This is a genomic window from Paenibacillus sp. OK076, from assembly GCF_900110055.1.
In the GTDB taxonomy this organism is placed as follows: domain Bacteria; phylum Bacillota; class Bacilli; order Paenibacillales; family Paenibacillaceae; genus Paenibacillus.
On record NZ_FOCH01000003.1, the window covers coordinates 387,702 to 409,574 of the forward strand.

A 21,873-nucleotide genomic window follows, 5' to 3' on the forward strand; every position below is an offset into this window, starting at 1 on the left:
ATAAAATGTGATGCCAGATTCATTGATCCACGGTTATACACTCGGCCGGTTGACGGCCCATGACGAGGTGATTGGATGTCCGATTTGCTTAGAACCCCACTCTTTCCACTCTATCAGCAATATGAAGGCGTACGATGCATTGATTTTGGCGGTTGGGAGCTCCCGGTACAATTCAGTGGAATTCAGAAAGAGCATGAAGCGGTGCGAGAACGTGCCGGATTATTTGATGTATCCCACATGGGCGAATTCACCGTCCAAGGTGAACACGCGGAAGCTTTTTTACAGCACATGACCACCAATGATGTAACAACACTCGTTCCCGGTCAGGTCCAATACACGTTAATGTGTTATCCGGATGGCGGCGTGGTCGATGATCTGCTGATCTATAAACTGAAAGACCAGCATTATATGCTGGTCGTTAACGCCTCCAACATCGACAAGGACTGGGCTTGGCTGCAACAGCACATGACGCCAGGCGTAACGATGACCAATGATTCGGATCAAACGGCGCTGCTTGCTCTGCAAGGTCCGCTGGCAGTGGATATTCTCAGAACGGTGACAGACACCGATGTGTCATCGATTGAGCCTTTCCGCTTTGTGGCAAATGCGAAGGTATGTGGCGTTACATTGCTGTTATCCCGCACCGGATACACGGGTGAAGATGGCTTTGAGCTATACGTTCCTGCAGAACAAGCCGCTGAGGTCTGGAACGGATTGATGCAAGCCGGAGAAGGTCACGGACTCGTTCCGACTGGACTAGGAGCTCGGGATACGCTGCGCTTTGAAGCCAAGCTTCCTCTGTATGGACAGGAATTGTCTGCAACCATCTCACCGCTGGAGGCTGGCGTTGGCATGTTTGTGAAGCTAAATGCAGGCCCGTTTATCGGACATGAAGCCTTGTTGCAGCAAAAAAATGATGGGCCTGCCCGCAAGCTGGTCGGCATCGAAGTACTGGAGCGCGGCATCCCTCGCCCTCATTATCCCATTTACGCCGAAGGCGTGCAGATTGGTGAAGTGACCACAGGCACCCAGTCGCCTACGTTGAAACGTAATCTGGGGCTGGCCTTGATTGACAGCAAATATGCTGCATTGGGTACCCCGCTGGAGATTGAGATTCGTGGCAAGAAACTAAAAGCCGAGGTCGTGAAGACCCCTTTTCATAAACGGACACGTGAATCAAAGACACCTACTCAAGGAGCTGATCAAGCATGAGCAAGCATCGCTACATTCCCATGACCGAGCAGGATCAGAGTGCCATGTTGGCAACCATCGGTGTGGAAACGATTGAGGATCTGTTCCATGACATTCCACAGGAGATTCGCTATCAGGGTGAACTGCCCGTTTCCTCCAAACTGGATGAATATGCACTGACACGTCATATGTCGAAGCAGGCGGGAGCCAATGCCAACTTCGAGACACACGCCAGCTTCCTGGGCGCAGGCATTTACGATCACCACGTTCCCTCTGTCATTAATCATGTCATCTCCCGTTCCGAGTTCTACACTGCCTATACACCCTATCAACCCGAGATCAGCCAAGGAGAATTGCAGGCGATTTTCGAGTTTCAATCTTACATTTGTGAGTTAACAGGCATGGCCGTAGCCAATGCCAGCATGTACGATGGTGCAACTGCATTTGCGGAAGCAGGCAATCTGGCCGCAGCAGCAACCCGCCGCAAACAGCTGATTGTGTCACGTACCGTGCACCCTGAGTCCCGTCAGGTATTGCAAGCTTACGCACACGGCCTCAATCTGGAGATTGTTGAGATTGGATATCAAAATGGAGTAACAGACTGGGATGCCCTGCAAGCCGCCGTTTCCGATGACACCGCAGCCGTCATGATCCAGAGCCCGAACTTCTTCGGCGCCGTGGAAAATGTAAAACAGGCCGCAGACCTTGCGCATGCGCACAAGAGCCTGCTCGTGGTCAGCGCCAACCCGCTATCGCTGGGTCTGCTGGAAGCCCCAGGCAAGCTGGGTGCTGACATCGTTGTTGGCGATGCACAGCCCCTTGGTATCGCCGCTTCACTCGGCGGCCCAACATGCGGATACTTCGCCGTATCCCAGGCTCATATGCGTCGGATTCCTGGCCGAATTGTAGGCCAGACAACGGACCGCAACGGCAAGCGTGGTTTTGTACTCACGCTGCAAGCACGGGAACAGCATATCCGCCGGGAAAAGGCGACGTCCAACATCTGTTCCAACCAGGCGTTACTCGCGCTGAGCGCCTCTGTCTATATGTCTATTATGGGTAAACAAGGCATGATCGACGTCGCTGATCTGAATTTGCAAAAGAGCCATTATGCCCTTAACACGCTTACCGCAATTCCAGGCGTCTCTCTTACATTTACCGCCCCTACATTCAATGAGTTTGTGATCCAACTGCCTCAAGGAACAAACGTGGAACCACTGCAACTGAAATTGCTCGATGCAGGTTTCATTGGCGGGTATGAACTTGGACGTGATTATCCAGAGCTCGCCGGACATATGCTGATTGCGGTTACGGAACGACGCAGTAAGGAAGAGATCGATGAATTCGCACGTGTATTGGAGGGATCGCTGTGACTCAGGAAACGACAACAAAGACAACGACAACATCGGCACAAGGACAATCTGAAACGGTAACCTCTATCTCCACTTCGGGCCAACCTGAAACTATCACAACAGTCACTAATCAGACTGCCTCTCCAGCACCGGAGCAATCGTTGATTTTCGAACTCAGCAGTCCGGGTCGGGTCGCTTATTCCTTGCCTGAATGCGACGTTCCCCGTCAAGCTGTGGATTCCCTGATTCCCCGGGAATTGCTCCGGTCTGAAGCAGCAGCATTGCCTGAGGTTTTTGAAGTTGACGTCATTCGCCACTACACTGCCCTGTCTCGTCGTAATTTCGGGGTAGATAACGGATTCTATCCACTGGGTTCTTGTACGATGAAATATAATCCGAAGATTAATGAGGATGTGGCCCGTTACAACGGGTTCGCCAAAATTCACCCCTATCAGCACGAATCCAGCATTCAAGGTGCACTTGAGCTGCTCTACACGTTGCAAAATGACCTTGCCGGACTAACCGGTATGGACGCCGTTACGCTGCAACCTGCCGCTGGTGCACATGGCGAATGGACCGGGCTCATGATGATCCGCGCCTACCACGAAGGCCGTGGTGAACAGCGTACAAAAGTTATCGTACCGGACTCTTCTCACGGGACCAACCCGGCAAGTGCAACCGTAGCAGGTTTCGAAACGGTAACGATCCCTTCCCGCGCAGACGGGCTGGTGGATCTGGACGCACTTCGCGCAGCTGTTGGTTCGGACACCGCAGCGCTCATGCTGACTAACCCGAACACACTCGGCCTTTTTGAAAAAGACATTCAGGAGATTGCCTCCATTGTGCACCAGGCAGGTGGCCTGCTGTACTACGATGGAGCCAACTCCAATGCCATTATGGGCATCACTCGGCCTGGCGATATGGGCTTCGATGTGGTGCATCTGAATTTGCACAAAACAATGAGTACTCCGCACGGCGGAGGTGGACCTGGTGCCGGCCCGGTTGGCGTGAAGAGCCGCTTGATTCCATTTCTGCCGAAACCGATGGTCATCAAAAATGATGAGGGTATATATGCATTGGATCGTGAAGGTGATCAATCCATTGGCCGGGTCAAAGCGTACTATGGTAACTTCGGTATTCTGGTCCGCGCCTATGCCTACATTCGTACTTATGGACCTGAAGGCTTACGTCGGGTATCTGAATGTGCGGTGCTCAATGCCAACTACATGATGGCTCGTCTCGCACCTTACTACGAGATTCCGTATCCAGGCGTATGCAAACATGAATTTGTTATGTCTGGCCGGGGGTTGAAGCAGTACGGTGTACGTACACTGGATGTTGCCAAACGATTGCTTGATTTTGGGTATCACCCGCCAACCGTGTACTTCCCACTGAACGTGGAGGAGTGCATCATGATTGAACCAACGGAAACCGAGAGCAAAGAAACCCTTGATGGGTTCATCGATACGATGATTCGTATTGCCAAGGAAGCAGAAGAGACACCTGAACTGGTACTCAATGCCCCTTATAGCACACCGGTTACCCGTCTGGATGAAACAACAGCAGCCCGTAAACCTGTATTGAACTGCGCTTGCAGTTAAAACAGTCTGACAAAAAAACGCAATTCCGATATCGGCACATATAGACACAGTAACAGCCTAGCTCTAAGCCGCTGTTGCTGTGTCTTCTTTTATTGATTCCGTCTGCTTAAGACAAACCTTACAATAGAAATACCGGCTCAGAACAAAAAAAGCCGGTATCTGCTATAACAACAGATACCGGCAAAATCGCTGCACGACTGCAGCTTTTTTATCGGAAAAAGAAACCCTTAAAATCGGGTGGAAACCCCGTAAAATTACATTACGCTTGAATGCTTTGAACCAATTCAACGACTTGTTCAGCCGTTTGCATATCCAGTGCTTTGGCAGCAAGTTCTTGCATGTCTGCACGGGACAGCTTGGTGATCTGACTGCGAGCTGGCAGAATGGATGTTGCGCTCATGCTGAACTCATCCAGTCCGAGACCGAGCAGCAATGGAATTGCTGTTTCGTCTCCGGCCATCTCTCCACACATGCCAACCCATTTGCCTTCACGGTGCGCTGCATCAATTACCATTTTAACCAAACGCAAGATAGCAGGGTTGTATGGTTGATACAGATACGACACACGCTCGTTCATACGGTCAGCAGCCATGGTGTATTGAATCAGATCGTTCGTTCCGATACTGAAGAAATCCACTTCTTTGGCAAATTGATCTGCCAGAACCGCAGTCGAAGGAATTTCGACCATGATTCCCAGTTGGATGCTGTCTGAAACAGCAATACCTTCAGCAACCAGCTTTTCCTTCTCTTCGAGCAGGACAGCTTTGGCTTCACGGAATTCACCCAGTGTTGCGATCATTGGGAACATAACACGCAGATTACCATGTACACTTGCACGCAGCAATGCACGCAATTGAGTACGGAAAATGTCCAAACGGTCCAGACACAGACGAACTGCGCGGAAACCGAGGAATGGATTCATTTCTTTTGGCAGATCCAGATATGGAAGCTCTTTGTCTCCACCGATGTCGAGTGTACGAACAACAACAGGTTTGCCTTCCATTTTTTCCAGTACAGCCTTATAAGCATTATACTGAATGTCCTCAGAAGGAAGCTTGTCTCTGCCCATGTACAGGAACTCGGTACGGTACAGGCCTACAGCCTCGCCGCCATTCTCCAGAACACCGGCAACATCATTCGGTGTACCAATGTTGGCTGCCAGTTCCACATGAACGTTGTCCACCGTTACCGTTGGCTCGTCACGCAGTTTTCTCCACTCGGCACGTTGTGCATCGTACTGTTCCTGTTTGGAGCGATACTCAGCAATCACATCATCCGTTGGATTAACCAGTACGTGACCGTCCAAACCGTCAACGATAATCATATCACCTTGTTTCGCTTGAGCCAGAATGTCCTTGGTTCCAACGACAGCCGGAATTTCAAGTGAACGAGCCATGATCGCGGAGTGAGAAGTACGTCCACCAATATTGGTTGCGAAACCTTTAACATATTGACGGTTCAGTTGAGCCGTGTCGGAAGGCGTAAGATCCTCCGCAAGCACGATCACTTCTTCACTGATCTCCGCCGGACTCATGAATTCGATACCAAGCAAGTGATTTAGCACACGTTTGGTTACATCACGCATATCCGCAGCACGTTCCTGCAGGTAAGCACTCTTCATGTTTTCGAACATTTCGATAAATTGCGTTGCTGTTTCGTTCAATGCGAATTCTGCATTAACCTTATCATCTGCAATTTTCGCTTTAACCGGATCAATCAGTTCCGGGTCATTCAGAATGAGCAAATGCGAAGCAAAAATCTCAGCTTTTTTCTCGCCAAGCTCTTGTAAAGTACGCTCTTTGATCGCCTCAAGCTCAGCCTGGGACTTGCCCAGTGCTGAGTCGAGTTTCGCGATCTCTGCGTCAACGTCGTTGATTTCGCGTTTTTCTACAGAGTAATTGGGATGCTCCAAGATAAACGCCTTGGCGATAGCAATACCCGCCGAAGCCGCGATCCCAGAAACATTAAGCATTAATTTCGCCCAGCCCTTCGTTAACCATAACGTCTGTCAGAGCTTGAAGAGCTTCAGCTTCTCCTTCGCCTTCAACGATGATGCTGATAGTGTCGCCTTGTTCCAGACCAAGGGAAAGTACGCCCAGGATGGATTTCAACGTTACTTTTTTACCGTTAGCTTCTGCAAAGGATTCTGCACCTTTGAATTTGTTTGCTGTATTAACCAGGGCTGTCGCCGGACGTGCGTGGATACCATCTTCATCTGTAATTCTGAATGTTTGTTGCATTACAATCATCTCACTTTCAATAATTTAGTTTTAGGCATTGCATATATTTACACTTGCTTGCCATTGTTGTAACACTTCTTATTTTATCTCAATAATCGGCTGATCGCCAATTTTCAGTAACCCACTTTTCGTTAGCGTTACTGTCGAGCCTTCTGGCAGGTTGGTGAAAATGATCGGAGAGATGATTGACGGAGCATTAGCTTTCACATACTCCAGATCCACTTCCATAATCGGCTGTCCTGCAGATACCAGGTCGCCTTCCTGCACGAGCACGTTGAAGCCCTGTCCTTTCAGCTTCACCGTGTTGACACCTATATGAACAAGCACTTCCTTGCCTCCGTCAGACATAATGCCCACGGCATGTTTGCTTGGAAATACGTTAAACACCTTACCATATACAGGAGAAGTGATCTTGCCATCATGAGGCAGAACAGCAAAGCCATCACCTGTCATTTTCTCAGCAAAGACCGGATCAGGAACGTTTGTGATATCCATCAATTCGCCGTTAACTGGCATAACGATGTCTTCCGCAATAATACGTTCGCCTTCTTCACCTTGCGCCTTTTCCTGTTCAGGAGCTGGCTTAGCCACAGCTGCTGGTGCCGGTGTCCGTCCTGCAATGATATCCTGCATTTGGGATTTAATCGTATCTGAACGTGTACCGAAGATGGCCTGTACATTATTACCCACTTCAAGTACGCCAGATGCACCCAATTGTTTCAAACGATCTTTATTTACACTGGATTTCTCATTTACTTCAATCCGCAAACGAGTAATGCAGGCATCCAGATGTTTGATATTCTCTTGTCCGCCGAATGCAGCAAGAATGTTGTGAGGCAGATCATCTGTTGAACCTGAGCCTCCACCGCCCGAAGTTGTTTCAGGTGTCGCCTCTTCACGACCTGGTGTTTTGAGGTTGAATTTGCGAATGATCAAGCGGAATCCGAAATAGTAGATCACTGCAAGAATCAAACCTACGATGATAACATCCCACCAAGGCGTGCGGTTCGGGATAATCCCGAAGATCAGGAAGTCAATGAATCCACCGGAGAATGTCATCCCGATTTTGACTCCAAGAATTTGCATTGTCATGAAAGACAAACCTGCAAAGATACAGTGTACTGCAAACAGGATTGGCGCTACAAACAGGAATGAGAACTCAAGCGGTTCTGTAATCCCTGTGAGGAACGAAGTCAGCGCAGCTGATCCCATGATCCCTGCAACATACTTTTTGTGCTCCGGTCTTGCTTCATGGTACATCGCAAGCGCCGCAGCTGGCAAACCGAACATCATGAACGGGAATTTACCAACTTGGAACGTTCCCGCTGTAAGGTTCACGCCATCACGCAGTTGATTGAAGAAGATTTGCTGGTCACCACGAATGACATCTCCAGCTTTGTTCACATATTCACCGAATTCAAACCAGAATGGTGAATAGAAAATGTGATGCAGTCCGAACGGAATAAGTGACCGTTCTACCACTCCAAATATGAATGCCGATAATGTCGGACTTGTATCTACCATGAAGTGAGATACAGCATTCAGCCCATTTTGAATTGGAGGCCAGATGATCACCAGAAGCAACCCGATTAAGAGGGAAACGACTGAAGTGACAATGGGAACAAATCGTTTACCTGCAAAGAAACCGAGGTAAGACGGCAGTTCGATTTTGAAAAATCGATTGTAACATAGCGCGGCGGTAATACCAATGATGATACCCCCGAACACGCCTGTACTCAATGTAGGAATACCCAAGATGCTCGCATAACCTGGTACTTCACCGATCATGGCTGGTGTAACACCAACAGCCGTACCTAGAGTCACGTTCATGACCAAGTAACCGATGATGGCCGCAAGACCTGCGACACCTTCGCCTCCGGCCAGCCCGACGGCTACACCGACAGCGAACAGCAATGCCAGATTATCAAATACGATCTGACCCGCATTCATCATAATGGTCGCGATTGAGCTTACCCATGGGGTATCTAGCACTGTTGCATACTGCAAGAAATCCGGATTCACAAGCATGTTACCGATCCCTAACAATAAACCTGCCGCTGGCAAGATCGCTACAGGAAGCATAAGAGCTTTACCTACTCTTTGCAATACACCAAAAAGCTTTTTAAACATTGCGTCGTATCCACCTTTCTCTTAAATTTTTATGTTGTGATGCAAGCAAGGGAAAACAAAAAAGGCACGAGTTAACAAAGCTAAATTGGTCCAACCTTCGGGTATAGCATACCCGGTATAAGGTAAGAACAATCACGCTCTAGATAACTCATGCCTGATCGAATCAGTAACACGTCGTTTGTGTTTATTCAGTTGCTTGATTACGGAGACCATTGTAGCATCACTTCAAAAACGATGCAAGCCTTTACAAGAAATTTCTCAAACTGCAATTCCACTTGTGGAAAAAATTCACTGGTTGTCTTCTTCTTTCCTTTGATTCAGTCGCTGCAAATGGATGGTCAGATACCCTACTTCAGCAGGATACACTGGAAGATTCAACCTTTTTTCCATCACCTTCGTCAGCTTCCATGCAAGCGAGTACATTTCAGGATATTCTAACTTCAATAGGGAATCCAATTTGTGGATTTCTTCCACTTTATCTCCCCGACGGACTCGTTCCAAGGCAAACCGAAGATGAGTCAGTAACCGGGAGTAATCCAGTGACTGCGTCTCAAACGAATAATCCAGTTGGGTGGACACCAGACTCACCAAATCGGTAATCAGTTGGGAATGCTCGCGAACTTGAGAAATATTTTGGTTGGTCATCGCACTGTAGATGTGGAGCGCAATAAAACCGATTTCATCCATTCCCAGATCTACGCCCAGTTTTTCTTTAATCAAACGAACTGCATATTCGCCCATGCGATATTCGTCAGGATAGATTTCACGGGTCTCATATAGAAAAGGATTCTGAATGACAATCCCTTGTTCTTTTCGTTTTAATGCAAAAGAAATATGGTCGGTCAATGCGATATGAATATGTTCATTTAAAGGAACGTCTGTATGTTCTGCAATATACGTAATGACTTCGTTAATAATTTCGATCAATGCTTCATCAACTTGTGGAAGAAGCTGTTTATACTGCTCCTGCTCCTGCTGGTTTCTCAAAATGAACATCTTCTCCACAGCCATCAGTGGAATAATGTCTTTCGTCTTCCGATTGAAGCCGATGCCTTTACCAATCACGACAACTTCTCCATGCTCAGGATGCTGTGCAATAATTACATTATTATTTAGCGCTTTGGCTACTTGCAGGCTACTCAATGTTTGCACCTCTTTTTTCACACCATCTTAGGTGTGATTCAGTCACACCCTATTAAGTAAGAAAAGACATCCGGAAGCGGGCAAACCGCGCCGGACGTCTCGCTTAAAAAGTAACAAAAATTTGCCTTAAGGTCAATAGAGCATGAGTGCGTTATGATTCGTTGTCTTAATCTTCAACTCCAGCTTTTTCCACAATCTTATCGATTATCGATGGGGTTGTAACAGGTTCACTCTGTTGAATAGCAACCGGTGCTGTTGTTTTAGGTTTGGTGAGACCTTTAATTAACTGCTCCACATCAATGCCGGAGACACTTTTGAGCATCTCAGGAGCCGTCGCCATGAGCTCAGTTACATAATTACTTACACGAGTGGCGCCTTCACCTTTACCTGTGTCCACAACAGTCAGCTTATCAATCGAGGAGATCGGCTCCGCAATTTTACCAGCAAGTTCAGGCAGCATTTTGACGATGATATCGAGCACGGCAGCTTCACCGAACTTTTGGAACGCCTCGGCCAGTTTTTCCTTCGCTTCTGCTTCCGCCAGACCCCGGAGGCGAATAACCTCTGCATCTGCTGTACCTTTAGCGCGTTCAGCATCTGCCATCGCCTGACCTTCGAGACGCTTCTGCTCGGCAGTAGCTTTTGCATGCGTTTCAATGGAGTACTGTACCGCATCGGCTTCACGCATTCTTTTGGCTTTATCCGCTTCGGCAGCCTGCTCCACCGCATAACGGTCTGCTTCTGCCTTTTTCTTCACTTCAGCATCATATTGCTTCTCACGTACGATAATTTCTTTCTCTTGCAGATCGATCTCACGTTCTTTACGAACGAGCTCAACCTTCATCTCTTCTTCCACCACGGTTTGTCTCGCACGTGCTTCGTGGATATGGTACGCCTGATCCGCTTCGGCTTTAGCTGTATCCTGATCCCGCTTAAATGTCGCTACTTTCAGTTCCTTCTCTTTTGCAGCTTCAGCGATATTCGTATCACGCAGCAACTCGGCTTTTTGCCCCTGCTCTTCCGCATTAGCCTTCTGAATACGTGCATCCCGCATCGCTTCCGCTTCCGCAATTTCAGCATCCCGCTTGACGGCTGCTATCCTCGGTTTACCGAGGGCATCCAGATAACCTTGTTTGTCACGAACATCTTTGATGGTAAAAGAGACAATTTGCAGTCCCATTTTTTTCAGATCCCTGGCAGCTACACCTTGAACCTCTTGCGCGAAGCGATCGCGGTTACGGTATACTTCTTCCACCGTCATCGTTCCGAGGATGGCCCGCAAATGCCCTTCCAGAACTTCCTGCGCTTCACCTCTTAACGATTCTACCGGCTTACCGATAAATTGCTCGGCTGCAGTAGCCACGTCTTCTACAGAGCTTCCGACCTTGATAATGGCGACACCATCGGCAATGACCGGTACCCCTTGTTCCGTGTATACTTCCGGCGTGGAAACGTCCAGCTTGTGGGACAACAGCGAGATAAACTCTGACTGCTGGAACACTGGCAAGATAAATGCGCCGCCTCCACGAACAATTTTAATTTTTCGTCCGGAGTCATCGTCGGATATATTTTTACTTCCCAGGAATGAACCCGTAACGATCATGGCTTCATCCGGCCCAACCGTTTTGTACCTCGCCCAGAACGCCAAACCAAGAATCAGAATAACACCTACCACAACTGCAGGAATCAACAATACATCCCAATCCAAATTCAAATCCATTCCACATCTCTCCCCTTATTCATACATGACTTCTTACACTGCTAACGGTTAAACTACCTTAAACATTTTTAAGTACATCTTCATCCCATTCCGATACTCGCAGGACACCTTCGGTTACATCCACAACTACAACACGCGCTCCCGCCGCAATGGGACGATGTTCAAAGCTGGATGCCGTGTGCACCGTATTACCGGCAGCAATTTTGATCATGACTTCACCAAAACCTTTTTCCGGTACCGGAATGGTAATTTCTCCAATTTTCCCGGATAGCTCTTTCATGGAAAACGCAATGGAAACGTCACTGTTACGCATCGGCTTGATATATGCAAAGAATACCAGCATGGCTGCAGCAATACCTATAAGCAGGGATAGTATCAATGCCGAAATTGCACTTAACGAGCTATAACGTGTCAGCATAATACCGGCTCCGCCAAAGGTTGTTATGGAACCGGCCAGCACAACAGGTTTGAAAAAATCAAGGCCTGGCAATTCAAAGGCCCCGTCCAGCAAGCCATCAATCAAGTCACCTAGTACAAGGCTGACAACTGCAAATATGGCTCCTCCAATTAGACACCCCCAATAGATTGACTCCATTCCCCGTTCCTCCTCTCTTCTGCCGCAATTCCATCCAACTGGGCATTCCTCATGTAAATAAATACGTAGCAAGGTGCCGTTATGTTTCAAAATCTTTCCTCATTTGGTTTCCAGACCCGATAATGGTTATTCTCCTCGCAATATGGCCCCGTTGCTGGAACAATCTCCGATTGGCTCTTATTCACAACAAAAAACCGCAAATCTCCGTTAAAGGAGACGTGCGGTTCCAGAACACATTGCTGTGCCTTTTGCGTTTTGTTTTTACAGAGAAGCCTTGTAGATGGATACAACATCTTCACGTTGCAATTTTTTGAAGTTACCAAATGGGCCGAAGAGCATGGCTTTATCAGCCATAACTTCGATTTGGCTGTCATCGATATCATAATCAGCCAGACGGTTAGGCGCACCAATGGATGTCCAGAATTTGCTCAACGCTTCAATTCCTTCTTCAGCAATCTGTTTGTCCGATTTACCTTCAGGGTTAACTTCAAACACATTGATCGCGAGACGTTTGAACCGATCCACATTGACGTCCACATTATGCTTCATCCAGTGCGGGAACAGAATCGCGAGCCCTCCGCCATGCGGAATGTCATACACTGCGGATACCGCGTGTTCGATATTGTGAGTAGCCCAGTCACCCGCGAGACCCATGTTCAGTACGCCGTTCAATGCCATCGTTCCGCAGTACAGAATCGTTTCACGCAGTTCATAGTTCTCCAGGTCTTCAACCAGACGAGGGGCTGCATCCATAACTGTGCGCAGAATCGTCTCACAGAATCCGAGCTGAACCGGTGTGTTGGCATCCAGATGGAAGTAATGCTCCAGTACGTGGGACATCATATCAACCATGCCATAAACCGTTTGGTCCAAAGGAACGGTATATGTATTTACCGGATCAAGGATCGAGAACGCAGGGAACGAATACGCGCTGCCCCAGCCCAACTTCTCCTGTGTATCCTGATTGGTGATAACCGATCCAGAGTTCATTTCCGAGCCCGTTGCAGCCATTGTCAGCACGGTTCCGAGCGGAAGAGCATCCTGTGCAACGGCTTTACGCTGAGCAAAATCCCACATATCGCCATCATACTTGGCACCTACGGCAATCGCTTTGGCACAATCCAGTACACTGCCGCCGCCTACAGCGAGGACCAGGTCAATGTTGTTCGTTTTGCAGAGGTCTACGCCTTTGTGAACAGTCGAAAGACGCGGGTTCGGTTCTACACCAGCCAGCTCTGTAACCTCAGCTCCAACTTCCTTCAGCAGTCCGATCACCTGCTCGTACAAACCGCTGCGTTTGATACTGCCGCCACCATATACAAGCAGAACCCGTTTACCGTATTTCGGTACTTCGGTTTTCAGTGCTTCCAGCTGACCTTTACCGAAAATCAATCGGGTTGGATTATAAAATTGAAAAGATCTCATATCTATGTCGCCTCCAATGGAGTTTAGAATTTTTAGTGCAACTCCAATTATAGTACCCCGATTATACAAAAACAAATCGATAGCCACTCACTTTATAGCAATCCATTAATTTGCAAGTGTGCACGGAACATTTCACTGGTTGAAGGCAGACTTTCCTTATCCACCCATGTCTCAGAAGACCATATTCCCGCCTGTTTAAACGCTCTTGGACAATGAATGAAACATTCTTCCACATCCACAATGACAGCAGCCCCGATGGTTTTGCCGCTCCACCCCATGCTCGCGATAAATTCCTCATCCTTCGTAATTGAGGCCCTCCCATTGATCCGCAGCACTTCATTCATACCCGGAATTAGAAAAATCATGCCAACTCCAGGGTTGGACAGGATGTTCAGCAACGAATCGATACGGCGATTACCCGGACGTTCGGGATAGACAAGCCGATATTGATCCAACACTTTCACAAAGCCTGCCTCATCGCCGCGAGGGGATACATCCCTTTTACTTAAACTGTCTGAAGTGGACAGGAAGAATAATGGCGACATGGACAGAAAGTGCTGTACATGTGTGTCCACAAAGGAAATCACCTTGTTGAGTACTTGTTCGCTTGGTTCTCCTACCATGGTCTGCAATTCCTCTGCATCGGTAACTAATGGTAAATTCAAAACCTTTTTTTCCATTTTCGTATCCCCTTTTCTTCAAATGATAAGGAGTGTCCATGACTTTTCTTCTAAGATTATGCATGTGTGCATAGAAAAGAAGTACCAAAAACACCAGCCCTTATATGGGCTGGTGTTCCTCGTTATCATGTTTATTCGGTGTATCCCATGCTGCTTACAAAACGACGGAATGCTTGACGTCCTGCCTCATCATATTTGTAAACACCCGCATGCTCCAGAATCTCGGCGAATTTCAAGCCGACTTCCTGTTGCACAAGCGCAACAGCTTGCTCCTTGTTCAGGTTGGGACCGAAACGTTCGATCAATTCTTCTGCCCAGCCCAGATGTTTATTCAACACATGTTCGGAGGCTTTGGCCGCCTCAGCAAGTTGGGTATCCCCAGCAAGAATATCCGCGATGCTGTCCAGCTCTTCTTTCAAACGACCTGGCAGAATTGCAAGCCCCATCACTTCGATGAGTCCAATGTTCTCTTTTTTCAGATGATGCATTTCGCGATGCGGGTGGAAAATCCCTTCAGGATGTTCATCATTCGTGCGATTGTTCCGCAGAACGAGGTCCATCTCATATCCTCCGTCCGCACTGCGACGAACGATTGGAGTCACTGTATTGTGTGGAATCCGCTCTCCATCAACCTCACTGAATGCTTCGATCTCCACCGTAGAATCACTGTATACCTTCCACGCTTCATAAACGGCATTCCCCGCTTCCAGCAACTCAGCCGGATCCTGTGAGGCCAGCCGCAGTACGGACATTGGCCATTTTACAAGACTGAGCGTAAGTCCCGGTGAACCAGCGTGGCGGAATACCGCCTCTGGCTTCGCATTTTGAATGGCAAAGGTATGACGTCCACCCTGGAAATGGTCATGCGTCAGGATGGAGCCGCCAACGATGGGCAGATCGGCATTGGAACCGATAAAGTAATGCGGATACTCTCCCACGAAGGCCAGCAGCCTGCGCAGCGTATCTTTGGTCAATTTCATCGGCACATGATCGTGATGGAAAATAATGCAGTGCTCGTTGTAGTACACATATGGCGAGTATTGGAAAAACCAAGGTTCGCCGTTCAATTCCAATGGAATGACACGCAGGTTTTGACGTGCCGGGTGGTTGACCCGACCGGCATAGCCCACATTTTCACGACAGAGTTGGCATTTCGGATATACCGGAGGCGGAAGCAGCTTGGCCATCGCGATTTCCTTCGGACTTTTCTCCGGCTTGGAGAGGTTGATCGTAATCTCCATATCTCCATAAGCTGTATGCTGTGTCCAATACACATTCTTGGAAATGCGGTCCATCCGAATGTAGTTGGAATGAATCGAAAGCTCATAGAATTGCGAGGTAGCCGCTTCGATGCCTTCGGTCTGCTCGGTATAACGGAATGCGCGCACCACCTCGGATGGACGGGCCATCAATTGACCCATAATTTTCGCATCGAGCAAATCACGGTACGTGTCGGTATTTTCAGGTATAAGTCCAATTTCGAATCCATAATCAATCAGCGTGTCCAGCAATGGTTGGGGTCCATCCAACACCGTCTCGTTCAATACTCCAGCATACGGCTCGGAGAACCCGAACTGTTCCAGCAGAAGATTACGGCTGTAATCCCGATCCGCTTCTTCAATCAATTTGTTCTGCAAGGCAAATGCTACCAGACGTTCAATGGCATGCAGTGCTTCCTGCTGCTCCGGTGTCCGCTCTGTGGCGCCTGCTGCAATATGAGTCTGTGACATATCGATGTTCGCCTCCTAGTTTTTTCCGTAGCCGTCAGGGTGAGACTGATGCCAGCTCCATGCGCTTTGAATAACATCTTCGAGATTCGTCCATTTCGGATTCCAGCCCAGTACGGATCTTGCTTTGGCAGATGAAGCCACCAGTACAGCCGGATCACCCGCACGACGTGGTTCCTGTACAACTGGAATGTCCAGTCCGGTTACTTTCTTAGCCGTCTCAATAACCTGTTTAACAGAGAAGCCTTGACCGTTGCCCAGGTTGAACACGTTGCTGTTCTCCCCTTTACGAAGATAATCTACGGCCCGCAGATGCGCATCCGCCAGATCACTTACGTGGATGTAATCACGTACACAGGTTCCATCTTCTGTTGCGTAGTCGTCACCGAACACGGCGATGTGCGGACGTTGTTTCAGTGCGGTTTGCAGTACGAGTGGAATGAGATGGCTCTCAGGCTGGTGATCTTCACCGATTTTGCCGCTCTCATGGGCTCCGGCTGCGTTAAAGTAACGAAGGGAGACGTATTTGATTTCCTGTACTTTATCGAACCAGGACATCATGCGTTCCATCATCAGCTTGGTTTCACCATATACATTCGTAGGCTCTGTGCGGTCGCTCTCTTCAATCGGCACTTTCTCCGGCTCGCCGTAAGTCGCAGCTGTGGAGGAGAAGACGATGCGACGTACATTCGCTGCATTCATCGCTTCCAACAGACAGAGTGTGCCAAATACGTTGTTGTCATAGTATTTAACAGGATCTTTCATGCTCTCGCCAACCAGTGAGTTAGCTGCAAAGTGGATGACTGCATCAATGGAGTTCTCAGCGAACAGCTTCGCCAGAAGTTCCTTGTCACGCAGATCACCTTCATACAATTTTCCGCCCAGCAGAGCTTCACGATGCCCTGTCTGCAAGTTATCCAGTACAACGACCTCTTCGCCTCGCTCCAACAAAGCCGCTACCGTATGAGAACCAATATATCCTGCTCCACCTGTCACCAAAATCGCCATCTTACTTCGCCTCCTTCAATTCTTTAACGCCGTCGCCTACTCCGCATACATAGAACTCGCCTTTGAGACTGGTACGTGCTTCATATGCCGCTCCAACTTCACTTACAAAACGCTCTACATCGTCTTCATGCACAAGAGATACCGTACATCCACCAAATCCCGCACCAGTCATCCGAGCACCCAGAGTGCCTGGAATACGTTGAGCCTCTTCAACCATCACGTCCAGTTCTTCGCAGCTCACTTCATATAGATAACGAAGGGATTCATGAGAAGCATTCATCAGCTTGCCGAAAGTTTCCAGATCGTTATCACGCAGTGCATCCACTGATGCAAGCACACGTGCATTTTCTTCCACGACGTGCTGGGCACGCTGTCTTACCTTCTCATCCTTGATGTGATCCTGCAGTGTAACGAATTGTTCAGGTGTAAGTTGCGCCAGATAGTTCAGTGCAGGCAGTTGTTCTTTCAAAATGGCAAGTGCCTGCTCACATTGGGAGCGACGTTCATTGTAAGCCGAGTCCACCAACCCTCGACGTTTGTTCGTGTTACCAATGACCAGCTTGTAGGCGCCGGTACGGAAAGGCACTTTTTCATATTCAAGAGTGTCACACATCAGCAGGATCGCATGATCCTCTGCTCCATTGGCTACAGCGAACTGATCCATGATGCCACAGTTGACGCCGACGAATTCGTTCTCTGCCTTTTGGGACAGCAGCGCCAGTTGAACCGTGTCAATATCCTTCACACCTTCAAGCGACTGGATGGCATACCCAGTAAGTACCTCCAGCGATGCGGAAGAGGAAAGTCCTGCGCCATTTGGAATTTCTCCATGATAGAGGAAATCATAACCTTTGGTTACTTTTACGCCTTTGCCTTGCAGTTCAACCATGACGCCAACCGGGTAATCCGTCCATTCCCCTGTTTTCTCTTTGCCAATCGAAGACGTATCCAGCGTTCCTTCATAGGACATATTTGTGGAAGCCAACTGCAACTTGTTGTCCTCACGCTCACGGATAATCAAAGTGGTACCGAATTCAAGCGCTGCCGGAAGCACATATCCCCCGTTATAGTCAATGTGCTCACCGATCAGATTCACACGCCCAGGGGCATGGAACACACGGATGTCCGCTCCACTCTCTCCGTACTTGTCAATAAACTTTTGTTTCAATTCATTTATGTTCATTGCTGCTGCACCCCATCTCAATGTTGTTGGTTTTCTTAATGTTATTATACAAGAAGGCGGTTCCCCTTGAAATGCAACCATGTGTGTTCCATATGGATAAATGTGACCTTTCGACGTATAATGAATGGAACATCCAGGAAGGAAAGGAATGTCATCATGACTGAACAACGTAAGGAAGGTCCAATGGGGGCTTCGGTAGATCCGATAAAACATATTCCGGAAACCTCTGGCAAAAGTGGAGCACTCAGCTACTCGGTTGCCTCCAATCCTGTTTATTATGAAAAAGGGGCATTGCATGTCCTCTTTGCAGGCGCAAGCCAGACCCTTCCCGGTCACGCCCTTGGACCGAAGCTATACGATTATTATCTATTGCACTATGTAGAAAAAGGAGCCGGTACATTCCGTACTGAACTACATACCTACGAACTATCCGCAGGAGATTGTTTCCTTATTCAACCAGGGCAGCTTGTAAGCTACCAATCCCATACCCGGAATCCCTGGCAATACCGCTGGATGGCCTTTACCGGCAGCCAGGCTGCAAAGCATATAGAGGAAGCAGGCTTCCGTCCGGAGAAATCCGTCTTTCATGCCGGTCCTTCGTGCGGTATTTCCGACTGGTTATCCGTGATGCAGACGGCTTTTGCCGAGCGGAAAGAAAGCTCTCATTTTACATCATTGGGTACGTTATATATGATTCTAGCCGAGGCACAAAATCACCTTTCTCAGGGGCAAACCTTAATACCAGGTGAATCTTCAATACGACGAACTGTGAAACAGATGATTCAATACATGTCTACCCAATATGCCTACCCTGTCTCAATTGAGCAAATGTCAGCCAGTCTTGGCTATAACCGCGCGTACCTGTCCCGCATTTTCAAACAGGAAACCGGGCTATCCCCAGTTACCTACCTGCTGAAACTAAGGATCGACAAATCGCGCCAACTGCTGCGTGAACGTCCGGATCTGTCCATTGAACAGGTATCGGCCTCCGTGGGGTTGCCAGATGCGCTGTATTTCTCCAAACAGTTCAAGCGATTCCATGGGGAAGCTCCTAGTCTGTACCGGGAGAACATTCTTAACAGGGCCATGCATCAAACGACACGCCAAGTACCACCGAACCAGCGATAACCTGTAATCAAAAGCAGGATCTTCTATCCCGTAGATCAGCTTAAATAATAAGAGACAAAAAAGGTGCATCCAGCCATTATGGCTAAGATGCACCTTTTGAACTTTATTTATGATCCGGTTCCGGACGGAGAATCGATTCAATACGCTCCAATTCCTCTGAGGAGAATTCCAACTGGCTGAGAGCAGCCACATTCTCTTCAATCTGCGAAGGGCGACTTGCACCAATTAGTGCAGAAGTTACCTTGCCATCACGCAATACCCAGGCGAGCGCAAATTGGGCCAGACTCTGACCACGCGATGCTGCAATCTGGTTCAAAGCACGTACTTTGCGTAATGTCTCTGGTGAGATGTTGTTTTCATTCAAGAATACAGACGGGCCCTTGGCACGTGAATCTTCTGGAATACCATTCAGATATTTGTTGGTGAGCACGCCTTGTGCCAATGGACAAAAGGCAATGCTGCCTGTTCCATACTCATCAAGTACATCCTGCAACCCACCTTCAATCCAGCGATCCAGCATGGAATATTTGGGTTGATGAATCAACAGAGGTGTACCCAGCCCTTTGAGAATCTCGGCCGCCTGCTTCGTCTGTTCAGCAGGATAGTTGGAGATGCCGACGTACAATGCTTTGCCGGAACGAACAGTATGGTCCAGCGCCATCATCGTTTCTTCCAGAGGTGTTTCGGGATCATAACGATGAGAATAAAAGATGTCTACGTAATCGAGACCCATGCGCTTCAAGCTCTGATTGAGACTGGAAACCAGGTTTTTACGAGAACCCCACTCACCGTAAGGTCCAGGCCACATATAGTACCCGGCTTTGGTGGAGATGACAAGTTCATCTCGATATGGCTTCAGATCCTGCGCCAATACCTGACCGAATAACTGCTCAGCAGAACCTGCTGGCGGACCATAATTGTTGGCAAGGTCAAAATGCGTAATGCCCAGATCAAACGAACGGGTGATCATATTTCGGCCGTTCTCCGCATTATTAATGCCACCAAAATTATGCCATAACCCAAGTGAAATCGCTGGCAGTTTCAATCCTGAACGTCCAACGCGGTTGTATTTCATTGTTTCGTAGCGTGCATCGCTGGCTACGTAGACCATCATGAATCCCTTCTTTCCCCAGGTTCCGCCTCTAGTACCCGGTCCGTATGCCGGAGAATGCGGTTATTCGGACAATGTTGACTTACATTTAACCAAGAAGCTGGTCCATCTTATTCATTACCTCACCAATAGGGTCTGTAATCAGCAAATCAGCCTGCCTGTCGTAAGCCGTAGGTGTAGCATTCAGCAAGACCGTGTGTTTCCCTTGAAAATACGTAATCAATTGAGCGGCAGGATACACCGTTAATGAAGTTCCACCTACCAGCAGCAAATCCGCCGAGGACAGTGCATCAACCGAACGATATAAAATCGTCTGGTCCAGCTCCTCTTCATACAGTACGACATCCGGCTTGATCACGCCACCACACGCAGTGCAGCGAGGAACCGTATCTTTTGCCGTAATAATGTCATCCAACCCGTAAAACCTCTTGCAATCCATACAGGCGTTTCGATGGATCGAACCATGAAGCTCCAGGACATTGCTGCTGCCAGCCTTCTGGTGCAACCCGTCGATATTTTGTGTGATAACCGCCTGAAGTTTTCCTTCCTGCTCCAATCTGGCGAGCAGTCGATGGCAGCCGTTGGGCATCGCATCGGGATGAAGCATTTTGCCTCGATAAAAATCATAAAAAATATCAGCATGCTGGTCAAAAAAATGTCGGCTCAGCAGCTCTTCGGGTGGATAAGGTGAATGCTGCTCTGTCTGGTATAAGCCAGCGGCAGAGCGGAAGTCGGGAATCCCGCTTTCCGTTGAAGTTCCGGCCCCTCCGAAAAAAACAATATTTGAACTTTCCTTAATCCAGGCAGCCAGTTGTTCTGTTGCGTTCATCCTCTCTCCTCCTTTACGAGATCACCCCTGTGAGGAACGTTCAGAGATGATTTTTAACTCATCATAATTTTGGATAATGGCATCGGCGTCATATAAATAGTGGCTTCCCTCGACTTCTGGACAGAAACCAATCCTATAGGACACCCCTGCGTTGCGTCCCATCTGCATATCCCCATTGCTGTCACCGATCACAACAGCCTCCTCAGGAAGAATATGTAATTCCCGGCAAGCCAGAACCGCAGCCTCTCCATCCGGTTTGCCCCGAGTCACCCGGTCACTGCCAACAATCGATGTAAAATACGACCGGATTCCCATCCACTCCATATGCTCCTCGGCAGCAGCTGTGTTGTCCGAAGTGACGACTGCCATGGGAATCGATGCTTCCTTGCAGCTCTGCAAGAATGCATTTAGTCCAGGCAGCGATTCTGCCATTTTTCTCTGCCTTACCTCACCCATGGCGACACTGGAAAAATGGCGGATCGTAGTGATTGCTTCATTCCAAGGCATGCCTGCTGCATACAACTGCCCAGCAAGCAAACCATTGCTCTCGTCCACCGTGGCAATAGCCAATGGCCCTTGAAGATCATATCCGATCAGATGACCTTCGCGATTGCGGACCGTACCGAGAACTTGCTCACGCTCCACCGTGAACGAGGCCCCAAGCTCTGACAGTTGTGACTCCAGCTGATTCAGCAAAGACTCCGCCCACGGCCCCCATAGCTGTAAGAAATCCAGCAGCGTACCATCCTTATCAAATAGAATGCCTCGGCACGTAACTTGCTTACCACGGATTTGAAGCATGGACATACG

General features: G+C 48.5%; 18 protein-coding genes. 4 read left to right on the forward strand and 14 right to left on the reverse strand.

Annotated features, from left to right (window positions below; genetic code table 11):
* Window positions 1–75 precede the first annotated feature (75 nt).
* The 3 genes from gcvT to gcvPB all read left to right on the forward strand — a co-directional run bounded on the left by gcvT (window position 76) and on the right by gcvPB (window position 4,144).
* Window positions 76–1,212: a glycine cleavage system aminomethyltransferase GcvT gene (gene gcvT, locus BMY78_RS24270; protein ID WP_090903930.1), complete on the forward strand. Its 1,137-nt coding sequence runs from the start codon at window positions 76–78 to the stop codon at window positions 1,210–1,212.
* Window positions 1,209–2,564: an aminomethyl-transferring glycine dehydrogenase subunit GcvPA gene (gene gcvPA, locus BMY78_RS24275; protein WP_090903931.1), complete on the forward strand. Its 1,356-nt coding sequence runs from the start codon at window positions 1,209–1,211 to the stop codon at window positions 2,562–2,564. Before gcvT ends, gcvPA begins: the two co-directional genes overlap by 4 nt.
* A 92-nt stretch (window positions 2,565–2,656) precedes the next feature.
* Window positions 2,657–4,144 carry an aminomethyl-transferring glycine dehydrogenase subunit GcvPB gene (gcvPB, locus tag BMY78_RS24280; RefSeq protein WP_090904024.1) on the forward strand — a complete coding sequence of 496 codons (1,488 nt, stop codon included), beginning with the start codon at window positions 2,657–2,659 and terminating at the stop codon, window positions 4,142–4,144.
* A 259-nt stretch (window positions 4,145–4,403) separates the two neighbouring features.
* Here gcvPB and ptsP read toward each other — a convergent pair whose 3' ends face one another.
* From ptsP to BMY78_RS24335, 11 genes are all read right to left on the reverse strand, one after another.
* Window positions 4,404–6,116 carry a phosphoenolpyruvate--protein phosphotransferase gene (gene ptsP, locus BMY78_RS24285; protein WP_090903932.1) on the reverse strand — a complete coding sequence of 571 codons (1,713 nt, stop codon included), beginning with the start codon at window positions 6,114–6,116 and terminating at the stop codon, window positions 4,404–4,406.
* A complete protein-coding gene (locus BMY78_RS24290) occupies window positions 6,109–6,384 on the reverse strand; it encodes an HPr family phosphocarrier protein (protein ID WP_036617010.1) in 276 nt (91 codons plus the stop codon). Before BMY78_RS24290 ends, ptsP begins: the two co-directional genes overlap by 8 nt.
* 78 nt (window positions 6,385–6,462) lie before the next feature.
* Window positions 6,463–8,514, reverse strand: a complete 2,052-nt coding sequence (gene ptsG, locus BMY78_RS24295; RefSeq protein WP_090903933.1) for a glucose-specific PTS transporter subunit IIBC — start codon at window positions 8,512–8,514, stop codon at window positions 6,463–6,465.
* A gap of 288 nt (window positions 8,515–8,802) precedes the next feature.
* On the reverse strand, window positions 8,803–9,657 hold the full coding sequence (glcT, locus tag BMY78_RS24300) for a glucose PTS transporter transcription antiterminator GlcT (protein ID WP_090903934.1): 855 nt from the start codon (window positions 9,655–9,657) through the stop codon (window positions 8,803–8,805).
* A 166-nt stretch (window positions 9,658–9,823) separates the two neighbouring features.
* Complete coding sequence (locus BMY78_RS24305) at window positions 9,824–11,377, reverse strand: flotillin family protein (protein WP_090903935.1); 1,554 nt, start codon at window positions 11,375–11,377, stop codon at window positions 9,824–9,826.
* Between the two features lie 58 nt (window positions 11,378–11,435).
* On the reverse strand, window positions 11,436–11,972 hold the full coding sequence (locus BMY78_RS24310) for an NfeD family membrane protein (protein ID WP_090903936.1): 537 nt from the start codon (window positions 11,970–11,972) through the stop codon (window positions 11,436–11,438).
* Window positions 11,973–12,233: 261 nt separating this feature from the next.
* Window positions 12,234–13,397: an iron-containing alcohol dehydrogenase gene (locus BMY78_RS24315; RefSeq protein ID WP_090903937.1), complete on the reverse strand. Its 1,164-nt coding sequence runs from the start codon at window positions 13,395–13,397 to the stop codon at window positions 12,234–12,236.
* Between the two features lie 92 nt (window positions 13,398–13,489).
* A complete protein-coding gene (locus BMY78_RS24320; protein WP_090903938.1) occupies window positions 13,490–14,077 on the reverse strand; it encodes an MSMEG_1061 family FMN-dependent PPOX-type flavoprotein in 588 nt (195 codons plus the stop codon).
* A 131-nt stretch (window positions 14,078–14,208) separates the two neighbouring features.
* Window positions 14,209–15,807 carry a UDP-glucose--hexose-1-phosphate uridylyltransferase gene (locus tag BMY78_RS24325; RefSeq protein ID WP_090903939.1) on the reverse strand — a complete coding sequence of 533 codons (1,599 nt, stop codon included), beginning with the start codon at window positions 15,805–15,807 and terminating at the stop codon, window positions 14,209–14,211.
* A 15-nt stretch (window positions 15,808–15,822) separates the two neighbouring features.
* Window positions 15,823–16,812, reverse strand: coding sequence for a UDP-glucose 4-epimerase GalE (galE, locus tag BMY78_RS24330; RefSeq protein ID WP_090903940.1), 990 nt, complete (start codon window positions 16,810–16,812; stop codon window positions 15,823–15,825).
* Between the two features lies 1 nt (window position 16,813).
* A complete protein-coding gene (locus BMY78_RS24335) occupies window positions 16,814–17,995 on the reverse strand; it encodes a galactokinase (RefSeq protein WP_090903941.1) in 1,182 nt (393 codons plus the stop codon).
* Between the two features lie 156 nt (window positions 17,996–18,151).
* Here BMY78_RS24335 and BMY78_RS24340 point away from each other — a divergent pair, with 156 nt between their 5' ends.
* On the forward strand, window positions 18,152–19,123 hold the full coding sequence (locus tag BMY78_RS24340) for an AraC family transcriptional regulator (RefSeq protein WP_090903942.1): 972 nt from the start codon (window positions 18,152–18,154) through the stop codon (window positions 19,121–19,123).
* Window positions 19,124–19,226: 103 nt separating this feature from the next.
* Here BMY78_RS24340 and mgrA read toward each other — a convergent pair whose 3' ends face one another.
* The 3 genes from mgrA to BMY78_RS24355 form a co-directional block, all read right to left on the reverse strand.
* The gene (gene mgrA, locus BMY78_RS24345; protein WP_090903943.1) at window positions 19,227–20,234 is read right to left on the reverse strand and encodes an L-glyceraldehyde 3-phosphate reductase; all 1,008 of its coding nucleotides are present in this window, start codon (window positions 20,232–20,234) and stop codon (window positions 19,227–19,229) included.
* A gap of 88 nt (window positions 20,235–20,322) precedes the next feature.
* Entirely contained in the window at window positions 20,323–21,063 is a 741-nt protein-coding gene (locus tag BMY78_RS24350) for an NAD-dependent protein deacylase (protein WP_090903944.1), read from the reverse strand.
* Between the two features lie 21 nt (window positions 21,064–21,084).
* Window positions 21,085–21,870 (reverse strand): HAD family hydrolase, encoded by a 786-nt coding sequence (locus BMY78_RS24355; protein ID WP_090903945.1) that lies wholly within the window; start codon window positions 21,868–21,870, stop codon window positions 21,085–21,087.
* Between the last annotated feature and the right edge of the window lie 3 nt (window positions 21,871–21,873).